Genomic DNA, 23,579 nt, shown 5'->3' with positions numbered 1-23,579 from the left:
TGTCAACTGCCCGAGCGCAGCGTCTCCCTCAGACGTGAGAGGTAGAGAACCAGCAGGATCAGCGGCCCGACGTTGATCTCGCCGCTGTCGAGCAGCGCCATCGCGCGGTCGAAGCTGATCACGTGGCTGCGAATGTCCTCGCCCTCGACCTCCAGCCCGGCAACACCGGCCACCTCGTCGGGAAGGTCCGCCGTCGCGATATAGCCATAGAGAAATTCGCTCTTGGCCCCCGGCGTCGGGTAATATTGCGCGACAAGGTGCAGTTGGCCGAGTTCCAGCCCGGCTTCCTCCAGCGCCTCGCGGCGGGCGCTCTCCTCGGGCGTTTCGCCGCCGTCGATGCGCCCGGCGATCGCCTCCAGCATCCAGGGCTGCGCATCTCCGCGGGCGAAGGGCCCGGCGCGGAACTGCTCGATCAGAAGGACACGGTCGCGGACCGGATCGTAGGGCAGCACGGTCACCGCATCGGCCGAAATGAAGGCCGTCCGGTTCAGCTCCGGCCCGTGCTCGCCAGAGAACTGGCGGTGGCTGAAATCGTATTCCTCCACGGAGAAGAACTGCGAATAGGCAAGGTTGCGGCGCCGAAGGTGCACGTCCTCGGGGCGCGCACGGCGGCGCAGGGTCGTCGGCGCGGCCTTGCGCGCATTGAGCCGCGCCTGCGCCCGCGCCCGCATCGGGCCAAACCGCCGCGCCACCTCCGCCGGCGGGCGCTGGTCCATGTCGGCCATCACCTCCTCGGCAGTCAGGCAGCTCAACGGTCCCCAGCGTTCCGCCCATTCGGAGAGAAGCCAGCGCGAACCGGGTGTCAGACCGACCTCGGGCGGCACATACATCCGCGCCTGCACCGTGCCGTCATCGGTCTGCACCTCGACCGGGACCAGCCGATAGCCGAAACCGCCTTCGTAGTAGTCCAGCCGCGCCAGCGCCTGTTCGCCTGGCGCGTCCAGCAGCAGGCCCTCGGCCTCCGCTCCGACCCGTTCCACGATCATGGGAAAACTCTCGCCCTCGGCCCAGACAACCGCATGGTCCAACAGCCGCGCGGGACGAGTTTTGCCGCCACCGGCGTCTCCGGTCACCACCTCCCGAAGAGGCGCATGACACAGGCTGCCATAAAGGAAGATCGGCGTCATGATGTCAGCCCCCGCTGCTCGGAGCGGGCCTGGGGTTCAGGCCCAGCGTTCGGACGCCCATTCCGACAGGAAGGCTGCGAGAATCCCCCCGCAGATCAGAATGATCGGCACCTGCGGATCGCTTAGCATCAGCAAGAAATACTTTGCAATCAGGTCCATCACGGCAGCGAGAGCTTCGGTCGGCCCATCGTAATACAACCGCGTCGAACGCTTGAGCATCTCGTAACAGGCCCAGATCAGCAGGACGTAGAACAGCATGACGCCGGTGGTGCGAACACCGGCACCAGCGGCGGAGTAGTAGCCGCGCCCGGCAAGACGCCCCATCGTCATCCAGCCGCACAACATGCCGACAAGCGTGTTGAGCGGTGTCAGCATACCGAACTGCGTGCCCTCGGGCAGCAGAGGTTTGTAGACCTCGGAAGCGAAGAAGGCCACGAAGGCAAAGGCCACGGCGGCAAAGAGCTTGGCGGCGGTCGGCATTCGGGTCGAGGCTCCTTTGTGGGGCGCGTTTCACGCGGTCCGATTGACGGTGATCTGCGTTACATCACAGTTTCGGGACAAAAATGAGGCAGCACAGGCACAAAGATAGAACTCCCACATCCGGCGGAACCGCTCGTCGAAGCCGAGCGCCGAGATCTCGTCCCACCGCTCGTTGAAGGTGGCGTGCCAGCGGCGCAGCGTCTGGCTGTAGCTGTCGCCGAACTCGACCGATCCCAGCACCGCCAGTCCGGCCTTCTCGACCTCGGCGCGCAGCACCGAGGGGCTGGGGAGCATTCCGCCCGGGAAAATGTACTTCTGAACGAAATCGACACCCTTGCGATAGATATCGAAGCGGCGGTCCTGCACGGTGATGATCTGGAGCGTGGCATTCCGCCCGGGCTCGAGGCAGTTGCGCAGGGTTCTGAAATAGGTCGGCCAGTACTTCTCGCCCACCGCCTCGAACATCTCGATGGAGGCGATCCCGTCGTAGCGGCCGCGCTCGTCCCGGTAATCCTGCATCCGGATTTCCACCTGATCGGCAAGACCGGCACGGGCGATGCGGGCGCGGGCGAAATCGTGCTGCTCCCGGCTGATCGTCAGCCCGGTGACCTTAACCCCGCGCTCGCGCGCCGCGAACTCGGCGAAACCGCCCCAGCCGCAGCCGATCTCCAGCAGGTGATCGCCGGGCCGCGCGCCCATTCCGTCCAGAAGGCTTGCGTATTTCCGGGTCTGGGCTTCCTCCAGCGTCTCGTCGCCCCTGTCGAAACGGGCCGAGGAATAGGTCATCGTGCGGTCGAGCCAGAGCTGGTAGAAGTCGTTGCCGAGGTCGTAATGGTAGGAAATGTTGCGCCGGGCCTGGGCGCGGCTGTTGTCGCGCAGCCGGTGGCGCAGCCGCTCGTAGAGCCGCACCAGCGCCATGCCTCGGAACTCGTCATAGATCTCTTCCTCGGCGCAATGGACATAATCCATGAAAGCCTGCAGGTCGGGCGTGGTCCACCAGCCGTCCAGATAGGCCTCGCAGAAACCGAGATCGCCCTCGCGCACCAGCCTGGCAAAGATGTCCTCGTTGACCACGTCGAGCCGCGCCACCGGACCGGGGCCGGTGCCTTCGGCACGGAACACGCGGCCGTCCGGCAGGGCGATGTCCAGCCGCCCGCCGGGCACGAGGCGCGCCCGGTCGAAGACGTGGGAGAAATAGCGCGGCAGCCCGGTTTCGCCCGTGGTGGTGGTCCTGATCTGCATGTTCCCCTCCGGCATGACGCCCCTGTCCCCTGTTCCCGGCCCGCTGCGGCCGCGACGGGACGATCGGACCCGAGCCTGACCCGCGCGTCAAGCCTCGGGCCGCAAACCTTTGAGAAATCGGCCAGCCCCGGCCGTCGGCTCAGCCTCGGCGTTCCTCGTAGGCTGCAAGTGCCCGCGCCCGACCGTCGGGCAGCGAGACCACCGGCTCCGGATAGGCATCCCCCGGAGACAGGTTCCAGCTTTTGGGGATCGCCTCGTAATAGGCCAGCGCGGTCTCCGAGGGCGCGCCCTGCCCCTCGCCAATCCAGCGGTGGAGGTAGCGCTCCTTGGGGTCGAACTTCTCCCGCTGGGTCTCGGGGTTGAAGATGCGGAAATAGGGCGCCGCGTCGGGGCCGGAGCCCGCCACCCACTGCCAGCCCATGGCGTTGGAGGCCGGGTCCCAGTCCACCAGGTGCTCCTCGAACCAGCGCTGACCGATCCGCCAGTGGGTCATCAGGTGCTTGGTCAGGTAGGAGGCCACGATCATCCGCACGCGGTTGTGCATGGTCCCTGTCACCTGCAACTCGCGCATCCCCGCGTCAACCAGCGGGATCCCGGTGCGGCCCTGTTTCCACGCCAGCACCTCGGGACGGTCCTCGTCCTCGCTCCACGGGAACGCATCCCATTCCTCGCGCCAGTTGCGTTCGAGGATATGCGGGGTGTGCCAGGCGAGGTGCCAGGCAAACTCGCGCCAGACCAGCTCCTTCAGGTAGGTCTCCGCGCCCGCATTACCCTCGTGCCAGGCCCGCATCGCGCCATGCCAGAGCGTGCGCGGGCCGATCTCGCCGGTGGCGAGGAAGGCGCTCATGCCGGAGGTACCGTCCGCCGCTGGCGCGTCGCGGTCGGCCTTGTAGCTGTCGAGCGTCTCGTCGAGGAACCGCTCGAAGCGGCCGCGCGCGGCGACCTCGCCCACATCGACATGGCGCTCCAGAACGTCCGCCCCCCGCTGCATCGCCGCCCCCATGGCCCAGTCGGCGAGCCGCTCGCTCTCGGGCCAGGCCTTCGGCGCGGCAATCCGCTTGGGCGCGGCACAGGGCGGCGCAACCTCCCTGCCCTTTACCGCCTTCCAGAACGGCGAATAGACCCGATACGGCCCACCATCCTTAGTCTGCACCTCCCAGGGCTCGAAGAGGAGCGCGCCCGCAAAGCTGCGCGCGCCGATCCCGGCGTCCTTGAGCCTCGCCTTGACGCCCGTGTCCCGCTCGACCGATGCCGGGTCGTAGGCGCGCGTCCAGTAGACATCCGTCGCGCCGGTCTCCTCGGCTAGCGCCTGCAGCGCCTCCTGCGGCGGACCGCTGCGCAGGATCAACCGCGAGTCCTTTGCCTCCAGCAGGTGTGAAAACACTTCCAGACCGCGCCCCAGCCGCCACTTCGGCGCCGCGCCCAACCCGTCGGTCAGCGCATCGCGAATGAACACGGGGATCACCGGGCGACCGGAGGCGCAGGCATCGGCCAGTGCGGGAGCGTCGTGGAGCCGCAGGTCGCGGCGCAGCCAGAGAAGGATCGGGGATGCAGACGTCATGATGCGGCCTCGTTGGGGAACCTTGATCTAGCCCGTCCTGAAGAAGGGCAAGCCGTGGCCACCACTTGCCGGCGGCTTTGGCCTCAGCGGCCGAGCAACGCGATCCGGATGACGTCCCATTCCTCCTCGACCGTGCCCGGATGCCGCATCCTGCCGGACCTGCGATACCAGTAATCGGCGTTGGATTCGTCGCCCTCGATCCGGTGCACCAGAGCGTGGATCCAGTCGAACGCCGGCTCGCCCTCGTGCTGCTGACAGATCTCGTGCGCCGCCTCCATCTGGGGACCCGTCCGGAGGCCGCCCGCCTTCAGGTGATCCAGCGCGGCGCGTATCTGATCGTCGGACATGGTGGCTCTCCCGTGGCTGTTCCCTGTCGCCATCCCGGAGGAACGACAAGGCTCATTAGAACGGCAGCGCGCACCGGGACGCAAGCGCCGCTAGAGCGTTGCGTCGAGCGCCGCGATCAGCATCTCGATCTCCGCCGGGCTGGTGTAATGCACGAAGCTCAGGCGCAGAACGCCCTTCTTGCTGTCCACCCCGAGCGCCTCCAGCGGCCGCACGGCATAGAAATCGCCGCCCCCCGCCATGATCCCGTGCTCGGCCAGTTCGGCCGCCACGCTTTCGGCATTGCGGTCGAGCGCCACCGCTACGGTCGGCGCCCGGCCCTCCGCCTGTCGCGGACCGATCAGCCGCAGGTCGTTGCGCCCGGCGAGGTAGTCCAGCAGCGGCTGCAGCAGCGCGCTTTCGTGGTCGCGCATGAGCGCGTGCACCGCGTCGCCGGTCTCGGCCGGGCTCTTCCCGGCGATTCCGTGATGGGCGGCCAGCGCCTCGACGTAATCGACCATGCCGGCGCAGGCGGCGACCTGGGCATGATCCGGCCCCGCCGGCGTGAAGCGCTTGTAGAGCGTCTCGCCATTGAAGAAATGCGCCTGGTTGGGCAGTTCGAAACCAAGCTGGCGGCGGATCACCATGATCCCCTGGTGCGGCCCGTAGGTCTTGTAGCTCGAGAACAGATACACATCCGCCCCAAGCGCGCCCACGTCCGGGAAGCCGTGCGGCGCATAGGACACCCCGTCGACGCAGACAAAGGCGCCCTCGGCATGGGCCAGCGCGGTGATCGCGGCGACGTCGTTGATCTCGCCCACCACGTTGGAGCAATGCGGGAAGCCGACCAGCCGGACGTTGCCATCGGCCAGCAGCGGCTCCAGCGCCTCGGGGTCGAGATGCCCGGTCTCGGGGTCGATCCGCCACTCGCGCACCTCGATCCCCTCGTCGGCGAGCCGCCGCCAGGGGCCGGAATTGGCCTCGTGGTCCTGGTTTGTCACCACGATCGCTTCGCCCGGCGTCAGCCAGCAACGCACCGCATTGGCCAGCACATAGGTGTTTTGGGTGGTCGATGGCCCGAAGCTCAGCTCATCTGTCTCGACACCGAGCAGCGCCGCCAGCCGCGCGCGGGCCTCGTCCATCTCTGCGCCTGCGAGTTCGGAGGCGGCATAGGGCGCATAGGGCTGTACCTTGCGCTGGTGGTAGAAGCGCGTCAGCCGGTCGATCACCGGGCCGCAGGTATAGGAGCCGCCCGCATTCTCGAAAAAGGCCTGGCCATCCAGCGAGGGTTCCGAAAAGGCCGGGAACTGCGCCCGCACGAAATCCACATCGAGTGCCATGGGTCCTCTCCATTCCGCCGCGTATGATCGCGCCATAGAAAGGACAAAGGACGGCGATGCGCAAGCACCGCCGCCCGTCAATCGCCCCGACATTCCCCGAGGTCAGCGCGGCTCGCTGGCCAGCCCCTTCCCGATCGCCACGCACATCAGCAGCAGGATGATGGTGAATGGCAGTCCGGTGGAGATCACCATTGCCTGCAGCGCCGTCAGCCCGCCGCCAAGCAGCAGCACGATCGCCACGGCGCCCTCGAAGGTGCACCAGAACACCCGCTGCGGCACCGGCGCGTCGACCTTGCCGCCCGCGGTGATCGTGTCGATCACGAGGCTGCCGGAATCCGACGAGGTGACGAAGAAAACGATCACAAGGATGATCCCGAGCGTCGAGGTGAGGCCGGAGAGCGGCAGCCCTTCGAGCATCGCGAAGAGCGAGAGCGGCGGGTTGTAGCTGTCGATCACCTGCGCCTTCACCGGGCTGTTGACCGGGTCGGCCAGCACCTGCTCGATTGCGGCGCCGCCGAAAACGGCCATCCAGAGCACGCAGACGAGGCTCGGGATGATCAGCACGCAAATCAGGAACTCCCGCACCGTTCGACCACGGCTGACCCGGGCGATGAACATGCCGACGAAGGGCGACCAAGAGATCCACCAGGCCCAGTAGAAGGCCGTCCAGCCGTTCATGTAGTCCGTATCCACGCGGTTGATCGGATTGGAGAAGGCCACCAGATCGCCGACATAGGTGACGAGCCCGGCACCGAAATCGGAGAGGATCACCAGCGTCGGCCCGACCAGCAACACGAACAGCAGCAGCACAGCCGCCATCACCATGTTGATCTCGGAGAGCACCTTTACCCCGCCATCGAGACCGCGCAGCACCGAAACCAGCGCGACCACCGTAATCAGCGTGATCAGAACCACCTGCACCTCGACGTTGTTGGGCACGCCGAACACATGCTCCAGCCCCGCATTGGCCTGCTGCGCTCCGAAGCCGAGCGAGGTGGCGAGGCCGAAGAGCGTGGCGAAGACGGCCAGCGTGTCGATCACGTGGCCGGTCCAGCCCCAGACGCGCTCGCCGAAGATCGGGTAGAAGGCCGAGCGGATCGTCAGCGGCAGCCCCTTGTTGAAGCTGAACAGTGCAAGCGCCAGCGCAACGACGGCGTAGATGGCCCAGGGGTGCAGGCCCCAGTGATAGATCGTCGCCGCAAGCCCCATCCGCTTGGCCGCCTCGACATTGGCCTCGATGATCGTGCCGTCCTCGGCGATCGGCGACGGCACCCCGAGCGGCTCGGAAATGGCCATGTGATAGACCGGTTCCAGCACCCCGAAGAACATCAGCCCAATCCCCATGCCCGCGGCAAAGAGCATGGCGAACCAGCCGGCGTAGGAATAATCCGGCGTCGCATCCTGGCCGCCAAGGCGCACGCTGCCCCAGGGCGTGACGATCAGCACCAGGCAGAACAACACGAAGATGTTTGCCGCTCCGAGGAAGAACCAGTTGAACGTGCTGGTAAGCCAGGGCCGGAGCGCGCCGAAGGCCTCGGTCGCCTGCTCGCGGAACACCAGCGCGTAAAAGACGAAGAGGACGATCGACAGGCCCGAGATCAGGAATACAGGGTTGTGGACGTCGAAACCGAACGGTCCCACGCTGCCCTCGACATTGTCCTGGCCGATCTCGTAATCCGTCTCGATCAACTCTACCGGCCCTTCCGGCTCCGGAATTCCCTGCGGTGTTTCATCTGTCATTTCAGTCCCTTTCCGGAAAGTCTTCAGGAATCGTCGAGGTCATGCGCGGTCAGGTGCGCACCACGAAGACCGAGGCCCTGGAATGCATCGCGATGGTGCCGCCGTTCGACGGCCAGACGTAGTCCATCGGGTTCGGCAGGTGGCTCGCCATGACGATCAGGTCCGCCTCGATCTCGCCCGCCGCGCGGATCAGCGCGGGATCGAGGTCGATGGTCGGGTCATGGGACAGGATCGAATGGAAGCCCGTCTCGATCCCCTCGGCCTTGCCTTGTTCCTCGGCGAAGCCGGCCAGCAGGCGCGCGAATTCTTCCGGCGTGTGGGCCAGCTTGCTTGGCAGCGCTGTCGTCACGCCGGCATAGGTCACCGGCGCGCCATAGAGCCGGGACAGGTCCGCGGCGCATTTGAGTGCCTTCTTCAGCGTGCCGATATGGGCGAGATCGACCGGCATCATGATGCGGCTGAACATCTTTCACTCCCTGATTTTTCCGCAGCGTACCAACTCGGGAACGCGTCCCGGGAAACTCTTCGCGAGGCCGTTACGGGCGAAGCCCAATGGCCGGGCTGCGGTCTTGCGATCCTGCGGCCGGGAGCAGACCCCGACGCCGCGCACGGAGCAATCCTAGGGCATTTCGAAGGAAAAAGCGAATTTCTTCCGATGCTTGTCTCTGAATGAGCCGAATTTCCGATGCGGCCGCGCGGTTCACACCAGGGACACACGACGCACTAAGGGGGGGGGAGACGCGCAGCCCGCGCCCCCCGCAAGGCTGGTCGGTTTCAGGCGTTGACGTTCACCACGACACGCCCCCGTACCCGGCCCTTGAGGATCTCGGCGCCGAGCCTCGGCAGATCCTCCAACCGCGCCTCGACCATCATCCCCTGCAGCCGATCCATCGGCAGATCGGAGGCGATTCGCCGCCACGCCCGCAGCCGCGCGTCATGGGGCTGCATTACGGAATCGATCCCCAGAAGATTCACGCCCCGCAAAAGGAACGGCACCACCGTTGCCGGCAGTTGCGCCCCGCCGGCAAGCCCGACCGCCGCCACCGAGGCGCCGTGTTTCATCTGCCCCAGCACCCGAGCCAGCATCGCGCCTCCGACCGCGTCGACACAGCCCGCCCAGGTCTCCCGCTCGAGCGGACGTTTGACGGTATGGTCCAGCTCGTCCCTACTCACCATCTTCGAGGCCCCGAGCAGCGCCAGGTATTGCGCCTGCTCCAGCCGCCCGGTGACGCCGGCCACCTCGTACCCGAGATTGGCGAGGATCGCCGTCGCGATGGAGCCCACGCCGCCGGTGGCGCCGGTCACCAGCACCTCGCCGGCGTCTGGCGTCAGTCCGTGATCCTCCAGCGCCATGATCGCCAGCATCGCGGTAAAGCCGGCGGTTCCCACCGCCATTGCCTGTTTCGTGGTCAGCCCTTCGGGTAGCGGCACCAGCCAATCGGCCTTGACCCGCGCCTTCTGCGCATAGCCGCCCCAGTGCAGCTCCCCCACCCGCCAGCCGGTCAGCACTACCTTGTCGCCGGGGCTGTAGCGCGCGTCCTCGCTGGCCTCCACGGTGCCGGCAAGATCGATCCCCGGCACATGCGGATAGGTCTTCACGAGGCCCCCGCCCGGGCCGATACAGAGCCCGTCCTTGTAGTTCAGGGTCGTGAACTCTACCCGAACCGTCACCTCGCCCTCCGGGAGGCGCGACTCGTCGATCTCCTGCACCGAGGCGCTGGTGCTGCCGTCCTCGGCCTGTTCCACGATCACGGCGCGCATCGCCCGACCCTCCCTGCTGTTCCGTTGCTGCCGGACCGCGGGCCGGCGTCAGATATCCTCCGGCATGAACACGAGGTCCGTGGCTGCCGGCTGCGCCCCGGCCGCTGTCAGCATTGCATGGACCTGGCCGCGGTGATGGGTCTGGTGATTGAACATATGCGCCACGCAGGTTGCAACCGGCCGCGACATCTGCCGCCCGGTAGTGCCCGAGGTCCAACGAAGCTCGCCCCGCAACGCCGCCGGTCGCAGCTCGCGCGCCCAGAGCTCGAGCCGGCCGTCGGCCCGCATCCGGTCCGTCTTCCACGCGGCCAGGGTCGGACAGAGTATGACGCTCTCCGCGATCCCGCCCTCCGGCCGCACCCAGTCCGCGATCCGCGACATCCACATCCGGTCGGCCCACAGCAGGTGATTCAAAGTGGCGAAGATCGATCCGAAGAAGGCGCCGCGTTCGCGGGTCAGCTCGCTCTCGTCCAACGCCTCGCAGCAGGCGATCACCGCGCTGTTCTGCCAACGGTTGTAGCACGCCAATTCGCGGGCGTAATCCACTGAAATCACCGGACGAAGCTCCGTCTGCAGCCGTGCGATGGCAATATCTCGACGCCTACGCGCCCGCTTGTCAATGAGAATGCCGCGGCGCAGCAGCGCCACCCGCCGCGCGCATCGCGCGCGGCCACCCCCAACCGCCGGCGGCGCATCCTCGATGCCGCCCCGGCGGGCGGGAGCGCCCCGGCAAAGGTCTCTAGCTGCTGCCGATCAGGATACCCGCCGCCAGGACCAGCGCCCCGCCGAACACTACCTGCAACGCCGCCCGCCAGAATGGCGTGTCCATGTAGCGTTTCTGGATCCAGGCGATGGTCCAGAGCTCGACGAAGACGACGATCACCGCGATGATCGTCGCGGTCCAGAAGTGCGGGATCAGGTAAGGCAGCGCATGGCCCATGCCGCCCAGGGTCGTCATCACGCCCGAGGCTATGCCCCGCTTGACCGGACTGCCCCGCCCCGACAATTCGCCATCGTCCGATGCCGCTTCGGTGAACCCCATCGAGATCCCCGCGCCCACCGACGCCGCGAGCCCCACGAGAAAGGTGTTCCAGGTGTCGCCGGTCGCAAAGGCCGCTGCAAAGATCGGCGCCAGCGTCGAGACCGACCCGTCCATCAGCCCCGCGAGCCCGGGCTGCACCCAGGTCAGAACGAACTGGCGATGCGCGTTGCGGTCCTCGGTATCCACCGCCTCTTCGGTCAGGTGCGTCTCGGCCAGGTCGTCCGCCCGCCGCTCGTGCTGCGCCTCCGCCGCCGCGAGGTCGCCCAGCAGCTTGCGGGTGGCGGCATCGGTCACCCGGCCGGCGGCCGCCCGGTAGAACCGCTCCGCCTGGAATTCCATGTCCCCCGCGATCTCGCGAATCTTCTCGAGCGGCAGCGATTCCATCAGCCAGACCGGCTTGCGGGCATAGAACCCGGCCACATGCTCTCGCCGGACCAGCGGAATCACCTCGCCGAACCGGCTCCGGAACAGCTCGATCAGCGCCGCCCTGTGCCCGTCCTCCTCCTCCGCCATGCCGTCGAACACGGCCGCGGTGGAGGGATAATCGCCGCGCAACCGTGCCGCGAAACCGCGATAGATCTGCGCGTCGTCCTCTTCGGAGGAGATCGCGAGGGCGAGGATTTCCTGCTCCGACAGATCGTCGAAGCGCTTGCGGCTGGAAAGGAGGGAGCGCATGGGGATACCGGGCATGAATTAGAATGATTCCAAAATATCATCCTTCCCCGCGCCCGCAAGCCTCGAATGGCGCTTGAATCGTCGCAGCCAAAGCCCTATTTCTATCATGTCTCTTCGGGGACTATGGCGATAAACGCGCTCGTAATAAGCGGCTCGGACCCGGGGGCGGTACCCGGCGGCTCCACCAAAAATCCCGCGTTGGGGGATCATGGGGCCGAAATAGGATCGACGGACGTCTAAAGGGGTTTGCTTTCGCTCGGTGAGGTACCACCGTTACCGGTCCGATAAGCATAATTGCCAACGACAATCGTGCTCCGGTGGCCGTCGCTGCGTAAGCAGTGACCAAAACCGAAATCTAAGCCCAGTCGCCTAGCAGCGGTCTGGCGGGGTTCGCAGGCACCTGGCAACAGAAGCCTGCACTTCTATCCCTCCTTTTATGCACCGGTTCAGCAATTGTTCAGCAATGGTCCGTAGCTTGGCCCATGCAATCAGGAGTTGAGCCATGGGTTCCAAGACAGACTTGCTTCAGGGCTTCTACGACCGGGTCTGGGTCGACGGCGCGATTGACGAAGCCGGGCGTTTTTTCGACACCTCCGCGGAGGCCAGCGGCCTCATGCCGGATCTGGCGGTCGGAGCCGTGGAGTTCCACGAATTCGTCGCGGCGCTGCTCGAATTCCTCGACGTTCAACGCGTCACCTTCGAAAAGACCGTCGAACAGGGCGAGTGGCTGGCGGTGATGGCCAGTTTCGAGGCGAACGTCCTCGCCAACGGCCAGACGATCACCGGCAGCGGGATGTTGATGGCGCGGATCGTCGATGACCGGATCGTCGAGGCTTTCAACTGCATCGATTTTCTGGGCCTTTTCGAGCAGCTCGGGCTGGTGCCGCCCGACGCCCTCGCCCTCGGCATGGCCGGCCACTGCTTCCAGTAGAGCAGCGCACATCTCGACCCCGCCGCGCCAGGGCGAAGTTCTCCCGACAATCTTCCGATCGCCCGTGCGCGGCGCCGCACCGGCAGCCCAGTCCCCCCACCCGGGGTCGGATTGACGCTCGCTTTGCTGCGTGAAACAAACAGGGCGCATGCGGCACTCCAGGGCCGTTGGAGAACCAGGGAGCCGTCGTTGATCAGCCTGCCGCACCGGACCGTTTTCGTGCACATTCCCAAGTGCGGCGGTCAGAGTATCGAGGCAGCGTTCTGCGAGGATCTCGGACTGGACTGGAACCGGCATCGTCACCTGCTGCTGATGTTCGAGCGGCCGGAGAACGGAAGCTGGGGCGGCTCCGTCAATCGCCTCGCCCACCTCCCGGCCCGCGACTACGTCCACCACGACTACCTGCCCGGCCGGCTCTGGGACACGTTCTTCACCTTCTCGACGGTGCGCAACCCGTTCGCCCGCCTCGAATCGCTCTATTTCTACTCCCGGGCAAACAAGCGGGCGGATTTTGCGGCCTTTGTGAACCGCATGGTTCCGCGGCGCGTCGCCAACGAGATGTACCGCCCGCAATCGACATTTCTCACGGATCCGGACGGCAAGGTGCTCGTCAGCCGGATCTACCGGCTCGAAACGCTCTCCCGCGACTGGGCCGACATTCGCCAGCGCGCCGGCCTCTCGACGGATCTTCCACACAAGAACCGCTCCACGCGCGCACCGCTGGAATGGACCGATCCGATGCGGGACATTGTGCGCGAGGTCTATGCCGATGACTTCACGCTGCTTGCCTATGATCCGGAAACCGGGGCCGCGTTGGGCGATGCGCTGCCTTCCGGCACCGGTTCGGCCATGGCGGGCGCGCCATCGCATCGCCCCGGATGACCGTTTTTCCACATGCCGCCCCGCCCCGCCAAGGAGGGGTATCATTCAATTCCAAATCCCCTATGCTGACGCTGACGGGGATAGTTAACAGAGAGTCCTGACCACCCATGTCGCAAAGTATCGACTACGGAAAACTCATGCACCGGGCGATGCGCGGCCTGATCCAGGAGGTGCTTGGCGAAGTCGCCACACGCGGACTTCCGGGCCAGCACCATTTCTTCATCACCTTCGACACCACGCACCCCGACGTTGCGATCGCCGACTGGCTGCGCGATCGCTACCCGGAGGAGATGACAGTGGTGCTCCAGCATTGGTTCGACAACCTGGACGTGACCGACGAGGGCTTCTCGGTGACCCTGAATTTCGGGGACACGCCGGAGCCGCTCTATATTCCCTATGACGCGATCGCGACCTTCGTGGATCCCTCGGTCGAGTTCGGCCTGCGGTTCGAGACCGGTCACGCCGACGAGGACGACGAGGACGATACGCATGGCTCCGAGCCTTACGACGAGTCCGACGAGGAAGCGCCGCTGGCCGAGAACATCGAGCCCGAGCCCGCGCCGGTGAAAGACGCGGAAATCGTGAGCCTAGATTCCTTCCGGAAGTAGAGCCGCCTCGCTGCGATCCTCAGCCTGCCGCCGGGCCCATGGCATCCTGCGCCAATTGGCCCGGCCCGGCGGGCTTCTGTTGCTGTTGCCCCGTCCCGAACCTGCGGATAAACCGCATCCGACCGCCAACCGGAGGATGACCGCGATGTCGCAGACCCGCACCGAAACCGACAGCTTCGGCCCGCTTGAAGTTCCCGCAGACAAGTACTGGGGCGCGCAGACCCAGCGTTCGATCATGAACTTTCCCATCGGATGGGAAAAGCAGCCCGTGCCGATCGTCCGCGCGCTCGGTGTGATCAAGAAGGCCTGTGCCATCGCCAACACGGCCTCGGGCAAGCTGCCGAAGGACCTCGGCGAGGCGATCCAGACCGCCGCGCAGGAAGTGATCGACGGCAAGCTGGACGACAACTTCCCGCTCGTGGTCTGGCAGACCGGTTCGGGCACCCAGTCCAACATGAACGCCAACGAGGTCATCGCCAACCGCGCGATCGAGCTTCTGGGCGGCGTCATCGGCTCCAAGGACCCGGTGCACCCGAACGATCACTGCAACATGGGCCAGTCGTCCAACGACACCTTCCCGACCGCCATGCACATCGCCACCGCCATGCAGGCGCGCGACGTGCTGCTGCCGGGCCTGCGCAAGCTGCACTCGGCGCTGCAGGCGAAGGTCGTGGAGTTCGACGGCATAATCAAGATCGGCCGCACCCACACCCAGGACGCCACGCCGCTGACCCTGAGCCAGGAATTCTCCGGCTATGTGCATCAGCTCAAGAAGTCCATCGAACGCGTTGAAATCGCGCTGAAAGACATCTACGAGCTGGCCCAGGGCGGCACCGCCGTCGGCACCGGGCTCAACACGGTCGAGGGCTGGGATGTGGAAGTCGCCGGCCACATGGCCGACATCACCGGCCTGCCCTTCGTCACCGCGCCGAACAAGTTCGAGGCGCTGGCCGCGCATGACGCGATGGTCGAGATGTCCGGCACGCTGAAGACCGTCGCCGCCTCGCTCTTCAAGGTCGCCTCGGACATCCGCCTGCTCGGCTCCGGCCCGCGCTGCGGCCTCGGCGAGCTGCTGCTGCCCGAAAACGAGCCCGGCTCGTCGATCATGCCCGGCAAGGTCAACCCGACCCAGTGCGAGGCGATGACCCAGGTCTGCTGCCACGTCATGGGCAACGACATGGCGGTCGGCATGGCCGGCTCCCAGGGCCATTTCGAGCTCAACGTCTACAAGCCGATGATGGCCTACAACGTGCTGCAATCCATGCAGCTTCTGGGCGATGTCTGCTCGGCCTTCACCGACAATCTCGTCGAGGGGCTGAAGGCCGACCGGGAGCGGATCGAAAAGCTGCGCGACGAGTCGCTGATGCTGGTCACCGCGCTGGCCCCGACCATCGGCTACGACAACGCCACCAAGGTCGCCAAGACCGCACACAAGAACCGCACCACGCTGAAGGAAGAAGCGATCAACCTCGGTTTCGTCGACGAGCCCACCTTCGACGCCGTCGTGCGGCCTGAAAACATGGTTGGCCCGAAGCCGAAAGGCTGAGCCCGAAAGAGCGCAAGATTGCCCCGTCCGCACGCCGCGGGCGGGGTTTTCGTTTGCAGTGTGGGTGGTTACGCGGCGCCCTTGATATAGCCCTCCGCCGTAGGCCCGATTCCCGAATGGGAATTTTTGCCAAGAAGAAGAGTGGTTCGCCCTTTTCGAGGCAGTTGCGCTAGCCGGCCCAGCCAGAGCAGGCGGTTTCGAGATTGAGCGGCCCGCTGTCGAACCAGCCGAGCACCTCGCTCCCTCCCGCTGCGCCCTTGCTCAACACCACCGCCACCCACGAGCCTTCAGGGATATAGCCGAACCCGATCCTGTCGCCGCGCTCGATGGACGCCAGTTGTCGAGCGCCGCGGGCGTATCCGGACATGAGCGGCACGGTGGGACCGATCCAGTTCAGGCAGGCCGAAGCGCCGTTGTCAGGCAGCGGCATGTCGGACAGACGGCGGTAGTGCTCCATCAGTGGAAGCTCCAGGTACGTGGATCCGGTGTTGACCTTGCAGCCGATCTGCCGCTCCAGCCCTTGGATCGCGGCGACCTGCCGGGATTGCGGCGCGGCCAGCGCCACCTCCTTGCCCAGGCAATCGCCATTGTCATAGAGCGCCTGGCCGAGCGCGGTGCCGAAACAATAGCCGGCCCGGTCCATGATGAGGTTGCGCATGAACCAGAGCTGGTTGCACTCAGTCTGGCCGTAGGGCCAGACATCGGCGCCGGCGGGCGATGCGAGGGTCAGGAAGGCGGCGAGGAATACGCGGCGAAGGGACATTGAAAACACCTCATGAAAATGGCGGAACGCCTTGGGGTGCCGCCAGTATTCATGGGAAGCCAATGCCGGTCGAGACCTGTCGATGATATCTTTCACCAGCGCCGCCACGGCGCTAGGATGTGCACATGGCAGACCCGATCAATCTCAACCGGTTTCGCAAGACCAAGGCCCGCAAGCAGGCGCGCGAGGACGCGGACCGTAATGCAGTTCTGTACGGCCTGCCAAAGGCAGAGACGGCGCGCGCGCGTGCCGAGGCGGAGCGGATTGCCCGCCTGCACGAGGGCGGTCGGCGCGAGGACGGCTCCCCGCGGGACGAGACCGGCCACTAGGGCTTTTCCGCCACAAGGATTCCACGCCTGATTCGAGGGACTTGCGCGATGGAGCGGCAGGGGCAATCCTGATCTCACAAGAACGAGGCGCGCCACGCGCCCGCGCCGCGACGACGGCCACGAGCAGGATCGGACCCCAAGGGCATGGAAAACGCCCCCAAGAGAGCCTTTGCACGGGCGCATCCCGTGCCGCATGCGGAGCGTATTCCAAAACCACTGGTTTTGCGCCCGGAACATCTGTCGGACGGACCGGCGAGGGAATTGCGTCCCGGTGCCTGGCTGGTTTCGGCAGTCGCCGCCGAGGCGCGGATCATGACGCCGACCGGCCCGTGCCCCGCGGGACGGCTCGTGCCGGGCGAATGTGTTCTGACCCTTGGCGCCGGCGCATGCCGCGTGTTGTGGACCGGACGGCGCTGCGTGACCGGCGCTCAGCTTGCGGACTCCCCGAATTTCGGCGCGGTCGTGGTGCCCGAGGGGGCATTCGGCGGCGGCGCGCCGCGGCGTCCGCTGCGGCTCTCACCTCATGCCGGGGTGCTGGTGTTTCCCGAGGGCGGACCGGCGGAGGGGGTGCTGGTCCCCGCGCGCGATCTCTGCGGCCATGCCGGCATCACGATGGCCCCGGCCGCGACCGTCACCTATGTCCAGCTGCTGCTGGAGCGGCACGCGGTGATCGTGGCAGACGGCCTGCCGGTGGAGAGTTTTCATCCCGGCGCTCTCGATGAAGGCCCCTGGAACTGCGGTCTTCGCGCCGAGATTCTGAGCGTGCTGCCGGACCTGGAGCATGACCTCGGCCTCTACGGCCCCGAGGCCCGCGGCCGGGCGACGCGCCGGCAATGAGCCGTCCAGTCAAGCGTTCGCTGACCCTCTCGGGGCACCGCACCAGTGTCTCGCTCGAGGACGAGTTCTGGCGCGCATTCCGCGAGATCGCCGCCGAACGCGGGCAACCGATCAACGCGCTTGCCGCGGAGATCGACCGCGACAGGGGGCTGGACATGGGCCTTGCCTCGGCGATCCGGTTGTTTGTGCTGGCGGAATATCGCAGACGGCTTGATCTGTAGATTTTTCAGAGACTTGCGTGGCGTCGCTCGTGCAGGCGCAGCCAGATCCCGTCCCGCGCCCTTACGGTGAGTTGCGCTTGTGGCACCGGCACTCGCTCGGCGACGGTTTCATACCTGAAACGGTCCACCAGAAGCGCCAACAGCAACACTCCCTCGATCATCGCGAACCCCGCGCCCGGGCAGACCCGCGGGCCGGAAGAGAACGGGATGAAGGCGTCGCGCTGGCACCGCCGACCGTCCTCCGTCTTCCAGCGGTCCGGGTCGAAGCTATCTGGATTCTCCCAGATCCGGGTGTGCCGATGGAGGTGCCAGGGCGAAAGTACGATCTGGCTGCCGGTCGGCACCGCCCGGTCGCGGAATTGCTCCAGCCGCGTGGCCTGGCGCACCATCATCGGCACCGGCGGATAGAGCCGCAGTGCTTCGCGGAACACATCCCGTGTGAAGCTCAGGCGGGAAAGGTCTGAAAAACCGAGACTTCCCGCGCCAAGCGCTTCGACCTCCGCCGCGACGCGCGCCTGCACCTCCGGGAACTCCGCCAGCAGGTAGAGCGCCCATGCCAGCGCGGAGGCCGATGTCTCGTGTCCTGCCAGAAAGAAGATCGCCACCTGGTCGACCATCTCCCCGGTGTCGAACGGTCTTCCCGTCTCCGGGTCCGGCGTGGTCATGATCTTGGTCGCAAGGTCGTCGGGCGCGGTGCCTGCCCTTATGCTGGCCATTCGCTCTTCGGTCAGCCGCGAAATCAGCTGACGAATGCGCGACGCGCTGCGCCGGGCCCGGGTGCCATGTGGCCGCGGCAGCCAGCGCGGCAGAGGCAGGAAGGCCGCGAGATTGACCAGCGGCTGGCTCCGCTGGAAAGCGCGGAACTCTCCGAACACCTCGGCAGCGACCTCGTGCTCGATCGGGATCGAGAACAGGGTGCGAAAGATCACATCCGCCGCCGCATGGCTCGCCTCGGCCTCGATTTCCACCGGCTGTCCGTCGGCCCGCACGGCGAGCCGGTCCACCGCCGCCTCGGCCGCCGCCAGCATCGCCGGGAAGGCCTCGCGCAGCCGCCCCCCCTCGAAGGCCGGGTCGATGATCCGCCGCTGCCGCTCCCAGGTCGCGCCGTTGGTGACGAAGACGCTGTTGCCCAAGAGCGGCGCCAGCCCCTCCCGAAGCCGGTCGGACTTGGGAAAATCCTCCGGCCTTACGTTCAGCACCGTCTTCACCAGGTCGGGCTGGTTGACGAGAAAGCTGCGGAAGAACGGCGTCCGGAACTCCGCCATCCACGCACGGTAGAGCCGCTGCGGCTGGGCAGACAGAATGTCCTCGCGAAAGAGGCGCAGGTAGCGCAGCAACGAGACCCGGTCGGCCCGGGCGGTCGGCTTGGGGGGCAACGCGTCGGTCATCTCAGGCCGCCATGGATCTTTGCCGCGACACCGGCCGCCGGATCGCGCCCGCCGACGGGGTCCTGTGGGCGAACCTCGCCCCGAGCGTCTGTGGCCCTGCGGTGATGCGGAAATAGTCGTAATCGCCCGGTTGGTCGAAGGCGCAGAGATACTGGAAATGCAGCCGGAAGAACCGCCAGCGCAACGCCCTCCAGCGCTCCGGGCTCAGCGTCTGGCTGAAGGCCGCCGACAGGATCAGCGGCCAGCGTTGCCCGTCCGGCGCCACCCCGCTGACAGCCGCAGGATCGCAGAGTGCGAAGGCACAGCCGTCCCCGGGCGCGGTGACATCGACCCAGACGAGCGCCTCGCTGGCCGAGAGGAAATGCAGGTCCGCCCGCAACCGATCCGCCGTGGGCAGGAAGGACACCATCGGGATCACCTCGCCCAGGGTCAGCAGCGACAGCGCCGGACGCGTCGCCGCCACCCGCCCCTGCCGGATCAGATCGGCCAGGATCGACACCGCGAGATGGGCGCCGGAGGAATGGCCCACCACCAGCACCTCGTCGACGTCGCTTCGGCACGCCGCCTCCACCACGTCCGCGAACTCGGCCATCCGCGTCTCCAACTCCGGCGGGTTCGCGCCGCCGAACTTGGCCGAGAAGGCGTAGTTGTGCATGAGGTAGCGGGCGAGGACGAGATTGTCGTGCCGGGCGAACCAGGTGAGCACCGGCGGCACCACCGCCAGGCCGGCCAGCCCGAGTCCCCCCGGCGCCACGCGGGCGATCGCCCAGCCGACCGCCGCGGCAAAGACCAGCGCGACCAGCAGTTGCAGGATCAGAACCACCAGCGGATAGATCGCCGCGATGGCCGGCCCCTTGCGTAGCCGCAGGACGCCGCCAAGCGCCCCCGACCTGACATAGATGCGCAACGTACGCAGCGCCTGCAGATAGGTCTGGACCAGCCCGCGGTCCATCGAGGCCTTGACGATGTCGGACCAGCCGAGCACCGAGATCTCGCTCTCGACCTCCGTACCCTCGATGCGGGCCCACACCGACCAGCCGTAGGGGTCACCGCCCCGTCCGGCAATGGCGATCTCGTAGCCCGAGATTTCGGCCTGCGCCTGCGCCTCCTTGCGGTAGAGTTCACGATAGCGCCGAGCATGGAAGGGATCGTAGCCGGGCACATAGATCACCCGCCGCCGCCGCACCGGGCCGCCTGCCGCTGGATCAAGGCTCTGGCCCATCTCTTCTTCTGTCCAAAAATATACCGGGGGAGTCGCCACCGGCCCCGCCGGTGGCGGCGGGGGCAGCGCCCCCTGCCCCTCAGCCCATCCGCCGCAGCCGCTTGAACAGCGACGACGTGTCCCAACGCCCGCCACCCATCTTCTGCACATCCTTGTAGAACTGGTCGACCAGCGCGGTCACCGGCAGGCTGGCGCCGGTCTCGTCGGCGGTCGACAGGCAGATGTTCAGATCCTTGCGCATCCAGTCGACGGCGAAACCGTGCTCGAACTTGTCGTCCAGCATGGTCTCGTAGCGGTTGGACATCTGCCAGGAACCGGCGGCGCCCTGGCTGATCACCTCGACCACAGCGCGGCCGTCGAGCCCGGCCTTCTCTGCGAAATGCAGCGCCTCGCTCAGCCCCTGTACCAGCCCGGCGATGGCGATCTGGTTGGCCATCTTGGTCATCTGGCCCGCGCCGCTCTCGCCCAGCCGCCGGCAGATCTTGGCATAGGCCGCGATGACCGGCTCGGCCCGCTGGTAGGCGCCGGCGTCGCCGCCGCACATCACCGAGAGCTGGCCGTTCTCGGCGCCGGCCTGGCCTCCCGAAACCGGCGCATCGACGAAGCTCACCTGATGGCTGTCGGCCAGGGCCGCCATCTCGCGCGTGACCTTGGCCGAGACCGTGGTGTGATCGACGAAGACCGAGCCCGGCTGCATCGCGGCCAGCGCCCCGGCCTCGCCCGCGCAGACCTCGCGCAGGTCTTCGTCGTTGCCGACGCAGGACATCACGAAATCCTGACCGGCCGCGGCCGCGGCCGGGGTCGGCGCCACCGAGCCGCCATGCGCCTCCGCCCAGGCCTCCGCTTTCCCGGCGGTTCGGTTGTAGACCGTCACCGTGTGACCAGCCTTCACGAGGTGTCCGGCCATCGGATAGCCCATCACCCCCAGCCCCAGAAACGCAACCTTTGCCATGTTTTCCCTTTCGTCAGGCTTGTGCCTCCGCCGGTCCCGCGCGATGGCACCGCAAAAGCGGTTCCAACCGCCGAACTGGCGCTTTAGGTTCACCAAAGACCTACCCGGCTTGTCGCGGCGGTCAATAGAAAGGGGCAGAATGGAAGGGCTTTTCCGCTGGACGCTGCGGCTGTTCATGGTGCTTGTCGTGCTGATCACGGGGGCGGCATCGCTCGCCTATTACTTCGCGGCGGGCTCATTGCCGGATTACAACGCGAGCTACCGGCTGAAGGGACTCTCGGCCCCGGTGGAGATCGTGCGCGACAATGCCAACGTGCCCCATATTCTCGGCCAGACCGACGAGGACAGCTTCTTTGGCCTTGGATTCGTCCATGCCCAGGATCGTCTCTGGCAGATGACGCTGCTGCGCCGGACCGCGCAAGGACGGCTGTCGGAGCTCTTTGGCGCGCGCACCGTGCAGACTGACGAGCTGATGCGGCGGTTGGACATCTACCGCCTCGCCAGCGCGTCGGTCGAGGCGCAGGACGCCGACACACAGAGCGCGCTGCGGGCCTATGCCGCCGGGGTGAACGCCTGGATCGAAACGGTGAACAGCGAGGCTCTCGGCCGCGGCGCGCCCGAGTTCTTCCTGTTCTCGCCGGAGATCGCGCCCTGGCAGCCGGCCGATTCCATCGCCATCGCGAAACTCATGGCGCTCGACATGACCGCCCACATGCAGAACGAGATCCTGCGTGCCCGGGCCTCGCTGTTGCTGCCCTCCGAGCGCCTGATCGACCTGATGCCCGATGTGCCCGCCGGCCTTGAAGGCACGTTGCCCGCCGATTACGGCGCGCTCTTTCCCGACCTGCCTCGCCATGCCCGCGCCTCCACCTGGCAGCCCGATCCGCTTTCGCCGGTCGGACCGGCCGCCTTCGCCGGGGCGTCCAATGCCTGGGCTGCGGCGCCGGAACGCGCGGCGGCAGGCGCCGCGCTGCTCGCCAACGACCCGCACCTGAAGCTGACTGCGCCCTCGATCTGGTATCTCGCCCGGCTGGAACTCTCTTCCGTCGGCGTGATCGGCGGCACGATTCCTGGCATGCCGATCGTGCTCTCGGGTCGCTCCGACCGGCTCGCCTGGGGCATCGCCGTGGCCTACGCGGACGATCAGGACCTCCACATGGAGGAGCTGAACCCCGCCAACACCCAGCAGTACCGCACACCGAACGGCTGGAAGGACTTCCGCACCGAACGCTCGATCATCCGGGTCGCCGAGGAGGCGCCGGTGACAATCACCCTGCGCTGGTCCGACAATGGCCCGGTCCTGCCACGCAGTCATTTCGACCTCGACCAGGTGACGCCGGCCAGACATGTGGCCTCCCTCTCCTGGACCGGTCTCGACGCTGCCGATACCTCGCTCAGCGCGGCGATGCGGCTGATGCGGGCGTCCAGCGTGGCCGAGGCGGTCGAAGCCGGACGGGATTTCATCGCCCCCGCGCTCAACGTCGTCCTGGCCGACGGCGATACCGTCGGGCTGCAGGTCTTCGGCGCCATACCCGACCGCGATCCGGCGCATTACAGCCAGGGCCGTATGCCCTCGCTTGGCTGGATGCCCGAGAACATCTGGCGTGGCCGGAAACCCTACAACAGCAACCCGCGCCGGATCTCGCCGGCTTCGGGCATCGTCGGCAACACCAACAACCGCACCACCGAGGCGCCCTTCCCCGATCATGTGAGTTTTGTCTGGGGCGACACGCAGCGGATCCAGCGCTGGCGCAAGCTGATGGCCGAGCGCGAGGTCCACACCCGCGAGAGCTTCATCGCGGCCCAGCTCGACACCGTGTCCGTCACCGCCCGCTCCCTGCTGCCGCTGATCGCGCGCGAGCTGTGGTACACCGGCGAGGCGGCCGAGGACGGCACGCCGGAACGCCAGCGTCAGGTCGCGCTTGAGCTGCTCGCCAACTGGAATGGCGAGATGAACGAGCACCTGCCGGAGCCCCTGATCTACGCCGCCTGGCTGAGACAGCTGCAGCACAAGCTCATCGTTGACGAGATCGGTCAGTTGGAAAGCGAGTTTCCTCATCCGGACCCAATCTTCATCGAACGGGTCTTCCGCGACATCGACGGCGCCTCGGCCTGGTGCGACATCCAGCAGTCGACGATCACCGAAACCTGCGCCGACACCGCCCGCATTGCTCTGGACGAGGCGCTGCTCTGGATCGGGGAGCGCTATGGCACGGCGCTGGAGAGCCTGAGATGGGGCGACGCGCACCAGGCACGCCACGATCACCTGATCCTTGGCGACATTCCGGTGCTGCGCTGGTTCGTCAACATCCATCAGTCGACCTCGGGCGGCGACAACACGCTGCAACGGGCGCTGACCGCCGGAACCGGCCCGAACCCGTTCGACAACGTTCATGCCGCCGGTTATCGCGGGGTCTATGATTTCGCCGATCCCGACGCCTCGGTCTTCGTGACCGCGACCGGCCAGTCGGGGCACCCGCTGAGCCGGCATTACGACGACCTCGGGGAGCGATGGCGGCGCGGCGAATACATCCCGATGTCGCTGAACCCCGAGCTGGCGCGGGCCGGCGCCGTTGGCACGACGATGCTGGAGCCGCGCTGAGCCCGC

Annotated in this window: 23 protein-coding genes and 1 other RNA gene; 9 read left to right on the top strand and 15 right to left on the bottom strand. The window is 66.7% G+C overall.

Features of this window, described 5'->3' with window-relative positions:
- Positions 1 to 2 precede the first annotated feature (2 nt).
- The 11 genes from ACFQ2S_RS09715 to mbfA all read right to left on the bottom strand — a co-directional run bounded on the left by ACFQ2S_RS09715 (position 3) and on the right by mbfA (position 11,292).
- Entirely contained in the window at positions 3 to 1,127 is a 1,125-nt protein-coding gene (locus ACFQ2S_RS09715) for an NUDIX domain-containing protein (protein ID WP_386074255.1), read from the bottom strand.
- 36 nt (positions 1,128 to 1,163) lie between these two features.
- A complete protein-coding gene (locus tag ACFQ2S_RS09710) occupies positions 1,164 to 1,607 on the bottom strand; it encodes a TrgA family protein (RefSeq protein WP_386074254.1) in 444 nt (147 codons plus the stop codon).
- Positions 1,608 to 1,637: 30 nt separating this feature from the next.
- Entirely contained in the window at positions 1,638 to 2,849 is a 1,212-nt protein-coding gene (locus tag ACFQ2S_RS09705; protein ID WP_386074253.1) for a class I SAM-dependent methyltransferase, read from the bottom strand.
- A 139-nt stretch (positions 2,850 to 2,988) separates the two neighbouring features.
- Entirely contained in the window at positions 2,989 to 4,410 is a 1,422-nt protein-coding gene (locus tag ACFQ2S_RS09700) for a cryptochrome/photolyase family protein (RefSeq protein WP_386074252.1), read from the bottom strand.
- An 83-nt stretch (positions 4,411 to 4,493) separates the two neighbouring features.
- On the bottom strand, positions 4,494 to 4,757 hold the full coding sequence (locus tag ACFQ2S_RS09695; RefSeq protein WP_386074251.1) for a hypothetical protein: 264 nt from the start codon (positions 4,755 to 4,757) through the stop codon (positions 4,494 to 4,496).
- 90 nt (positions 4,758 to 4,847) lie between these two features.
- Positions 4,848 to 6,074, bottom strand: a complete 1,227-nt coding sequence (locus ACFQ2S_RS09690; RefSeq protein ID WP_386074250.1) for an aminotransferase class V-fold PLP-dependent enzyme — start codon at positions 6,072 to 6,074, stop codon at positions 4,848 to 4,850.
- 102 nt (positions 6,075 to 6,176) lie between these two features.
- On the bottom strand, positions 6,177 to 7,814 hold the full coding sequence (locus ACFQ2S_RS09685) for a BCCT family transporter (protein ID WP_386074249.1): 1,638 nt from the start codon (positions 7,812 to 7,814) through the stop codon (positions 6,177 to 6,179).
- Between the two features lie 49 nt (positions 7,815 to 7,863).
- Entirely contained in the window at positions 7,864 to 8,280 is a 417-nt protein-coding gene (locus ACFQ2S_RS09680; RefSeq protein WP_386074248.1) for a universal stress protein, read from the bottom strand.
- Between the two features lie 308 nt (positions 8,281 to 8,588).
- Complete coding sequence (locus ACFQ2S_RS09675) at positions 8,589 to 9,575, bottom strand: oxidoreductase (protein ID WP_386074247.1); 987 nt, start codon at positions 9,573 to 9,575, stop codon at positions 8,589 to 8,591.
- 48 nt (positions 9,576 to 9,623) lie between these two features.
- On the bottom strand, positions 9,624 to 10,130 hold the full coding sequence (locus ACFQ2S_RS09670) for a DinB family protein (RefSeq protein WP_386074246.1): 507 nt from the start codon (positions 10,128 to 10,130) through the stop codon (positions 9,624 to 9,626).
- A 184-nt stretch (positions 10,131 to 10,314) separates the two neighbouring features.
- Positions 10,315 to 11,292 carry an iron exporter MbfA gene (mbfA, locus tag ACFQ2S_RS09665; protein WP_386074314.1) on the bottom strand — a complete coding sequence of 326 codons (978 nt, stop codon included), beginning with the start codon at positions 11,290 to 11,292 and terminating at the stop codon, positions 10,315 to 10,317.
- Between the two features lie 69 nt (positions 11,293 to 11,361).
- On the opposite strand from mbfA, the gene ssrA reads away from it, so the two are divergent.
- The 5 genes from ssrA (at position 11,362) to fumC (ending at position 15,259) form a co-directional block, all read left to right on the top strand.
- Positions 11,362 to 11,713: a transfer-messenger RNA gene (gene ssrA, locus ACFQ2S_RS09660) on the top strand.
- Positions 11,714 to 11,794: 81 nt separating this feature from the next.
- A complete protein-coding gene (locus ACFQ2S_RS09655) occupies positions 11,795 to 12,223 on the top strand; it encodes an ester cyclase (protein ID WP_386074245.1) in 429 nt (142 codons plus the stop codon).
- A 189-nt stretch (positions 12,224 to 12,412) separates the two neighbouring features.
- Positions 12,413 to 13,105 carry a sulfotransferase family 2 domain-containing protein gene (locus ACFQ2S_RS09650; RefSeq protein ID WP_386074244.1) on the top strand — a complete coding sequence of 231 codons (693 nt, stop codon included), beginning with the start codon at positions 12,413 to 12,415 and terminating at the stop codon, positions 13,103 to 13,105.
- Between the two features lie 107 nt (positions 13,106 to 13,212).
- Complete coding sequence (locus tag ACFQ2S_RS09645) at positions 13,213 to 13,713, top strand: SspB family protein (RefSeq protein ID WP_386074243.1); 501 nt, start codon at positions 13,213 to 13,215, stop codon at positions 13,711 to 13,713.
- A gap of 145 nt (positions 13,714 to 13,858) precedes the next feature.
- Entirely contained in the window at positions 13,859 to 15,259 is a 1,401-nt protein-coding gene (fumC, locus tag ACFQ2S_RS09640) for a class II fumarate hydratase (protein WP_386074242.1), read from the top strand.
- Between the two features lie 169 nt (positions 15,260 to 15,428).
- On the opposite strand, the gene ACFQ2S_RS09635 is transcribed toward fumC, so the two are convergent.
- Positions 15,429 to 16,022, bottom strand: a complete 594-nt coding sequence (locus ACFQ2S_RS09635) for a DUF4453 domain-containing protein (protein WP_386074241.1) — start codon at positions 16,020 to 16,022, stop codon at positions 15,429 to 15,431.
- 125 nt (positions 16,023 to 16,147) lie between these two features.
- Between ACFQ2S_RS09635 and ACFQ2S_RS09630 the strand changes: the two genes are divergently transcribed.
- From ACFQ2S_RS09630 to ACFQ2S_RS09620, 3 genes are all read left to right on the top strand, one after another.
- The gene (locus tag ACFQ2S_RS09630) at positions 16,148 to 16,351 is read left to right on the top strand and encodes a DUF4169 family protein (RefSeq protein ID WP_386074240.1); all 204 of its coding nucleotides are present in this window, start codon (positions 16,148 to 16,150) and stop codon (positions 16,349 to 16,351) included.
- Between the two features lie 144 nt (positions 16,352 to 16,495).
- Positions 16,496 to 17,188 (top strand): Hint domain-containing protein, encoded by a 693-nt coding sequence (locus ACFQ2S_RS09625; protein ID WP_386074239.1) that lies wholly within the window; start codon positions 16,496 to 16,498, stop codon positions 17,186 to 17,188.
- Positions 17,185 to 17,409, top strand: a complete 225-nt coding sequence (locus ACFQ2S_RS09620) for a ribbon-helix-helix domain-containing protein (protein WP_386074238.1) — start codon at positions 17,185 to 17,187, stop codon at positions 17,407 to 17,409. The genes ACFQ2S_RS09625 and ACFQ2S_RS09620 overlap by 4 nt, the downstream gene beginning before the upstream one ends.
- A 5-nt stretch (positions 17,410 to 17,414) precedes the next feature.
- On the opposite strand, the gene ACFQ2S_RS09615 is transcribed toward ACFQ2S_RS09620, so the two are convergent.
- The 3 genes from ACFQ2S_RS09615 to ACFQ2S_RS09605 form a co-directional block, all read right to left on the bottom strand.
- Positions 17,415 to 18,797 (bottom strand): cytochrome P450, encoded by a 1,383-nt coding sequence (locus tag ACFQ2S_RS09615; RefSeq protein ID WP_386074237.1) that lies wholly within the window; start codon positions 18,795 to 18,797, stop codon positions 17,415 to 17,417.
- A gap of 1 nt (position 18,798) precedes the next feature.
- Complete coding sequence (locus ACFQ2S_RS09610) at positions 18,799 to 20,019, bottom strand: hypothetical protein (RefSeq protein ID WP_386074235.1); 1,221 nt, start codon at positions 20,017 to 20,019, stop codon at positions 18,799 to 18,801.
- Between the two features lie 79 nt (positions 20,020 to 20,098).
- Positions 20,099 to 20,971 (bottom strand): NAD(P)-dependent oxidoreductase, encoded by an 873-nt coding sequence (locus ACFQ2S_RS09605; protein WP_386074233.1) that lies wholly within the window; start codon positions 20,969 to 20,971, stop codon positions 20,099 to 20,101.
- Positions 20,972 to 21,110: 139 nt separating this feature from the next.
- On the opposite strand from ACFQ2S_RS09605, the gene ACFQ2S_RS09600 reads away from it, so the two are divergent.
- Positions 21,111 to 23,573: a penicillin acylase family protein gene (locus tag ACFQ2S_RS09600; protein ID WP_386074231.1), complete on the top strand. Its 2,463-nt coding sequence runs from the start codon at positions 21,111 to 21,113 to the stop codon at positions 23,571 to 23,573.
- The last annotated feature ends 6 nt before the right edge of the window (positions 23,574 to 23,579 follow it).

This window comes from Tropicimonas aquimaris, assembly GCF_042676185.1.
GTDB lineage: Bacteria > Pseudomonadota > Alphaproteobacteria > Rhodobacterales > Rhodobacteraceae > Tropicimonas > Tropicimonas aquimaris.
This window is presented reverse-complemented; position numbering and strand designations above follow the sequence as displayed.

Coding starts and splice junctions, on each gene's coding strand:
- ACFQ2S_RS09715 (WP_386074255.1), bottom strand. CDS start 1,127: ATGACGCCGATCTTCCTTTATGGCAGCCTGTGTCATGCGCCTCTTCGG.
- ACFQ2S_RS09710 (WP_386074254.1), bottom strand. CDS start 1,607: ATGCCGACCGCCGCCAAGCTCTTTGCCGCCGTGGCCTTTGCCTTCGTG.
- ACFQ2S_RS09705 (WP_386074253.1), bottom strand. CDS start 2,849: ATGCAGATCAGGACCACCACCACGGGCGAAACCGGGCTGCCGCGCTAT.
- ACFQ2S_RS09700 (WP_386074252.1), bottom strand. CDS start 4,410: ATGACGTCTGCATCCCCGATCCTTCTCTGGCTGCGCCGCGACCTGCGG.
- ACFQ2S_RS09695 (WP_386074251.1), bottom strand. CDS start 4,757: ATGTCCGACGATCAGATACGCGCCGCGCTGGATCACCTGAAGGCGGGC.
- ACFQ2S_RS09690 (WP_386074250.1), bottom strand. CDS start 6,074: ATGGCACTCGATGTGGATTTCGTGCGGGCGCAGTTCCCGGCCTTTTCG.
- ACFQ2S_RS09685 (WP_386074249.1), bottom strand. CDS start 7,814: ATGACAGATGAAACACCGCAGGGAATTCCGGAGCCGGAAGGGCCGGTA.
- ACFQ2S_RS09680 (WP_386074248.1), bottom strand. CDS start 8,280: ATGTTCAGCCGCATCATGATGCCGGTCGATCTCGCCCATATCGGCACG.
- ACFQ2S_RS09675 (WP_386074247.1), bottom strand. CDS start 9,575: ATGCGCGCCGTGATCGTGGAACAGGCCGAGGACGGCAGCACCAGCGCC.
- mbfA (WP_386074314.1), bottom strand. CDS start 11,292: ATGCGCTCCCTCCTTTCCAGCCGCAAGCGCTTCGACGATCTGTCGGAG.
- ACFQ2S_RS09655 (WP_386074245.1), top strand. CDS start 11,795: ATGGGTTCCAAGACAGACTTGCTTCAGGGCTTCTACGACCGGGTCTGG.
- ACFQ2S_RS09645 (WP_386074243.1), top strand. CDS start 13,213: ATGTCGCAAAGTATCGACTACGGAAAACTCATGCACCGGGCGATGCGC.
- fumC (WP_386074242.1), top strand. CDS start 13,859: ATGTCGCAGACCCGCACCGAAACCGACAGCTTCGGCCCGCTTGAAGTT.
- ACFQ2S_RS09635 (WP_386074241.1), bottom strand. CDS start 16,022: ATGTCCCTTCGCCGCGTATTCCTCGCCGCCTTCCTGACCCTCGCATCG.
- ACFQ2S_RS09630 (WP_386074240.1), top strand. CDS start 16,148: ATGGCAGACCCGATCAATCTCAACCGGTTTCGCAAGACCAAGGCCCGC.
- ACFQ2S_RS09625 (WP_386074239.1), top strand. CDS start 16,496: ATGGAAAACGCCCCCAAGAGAGCCTTTGCACGGGCGCATCCCGTGCCG.
- ACFQ2S_RS09620 (WP_386074238.1), top strand. CDS start 17,185: ATGAGCCGTCCAGTCAAGCGTTCGCTGACCCTCTCGGGGCACCGCACC.
- ACFQ2S_RS09615 (WP_386074237.1), bottom strand. CDS start 18,797: ATGACCGACGCGTTGCCCCCCAAGCCGACCGCCCGGGCCGACCGGGTC.
- ACFQ2S_RS09610 (WP_386074235.1), bottom strand. CDS start 20,019: ATGGGCCAGAGCCTTGATCCAGCGGCAGGCGGCCCGGTGCGGCGGCGG.
- ACFQ2S_RS09605 (WP_386074233.1), bottom strand. CDS start 20,971: ATGGCAAAGGTTGCGTTTCTGGGGCTGGGGGTGATGGGCTATCCGATG.
- ACFQ2S_RS09600 (WP_386074231.1), top strand. CDS start 21,111: ATGGAAGGGCTTTTCCGCTGGACGCTGCGGCTGTTCATGGTGCTTGTC.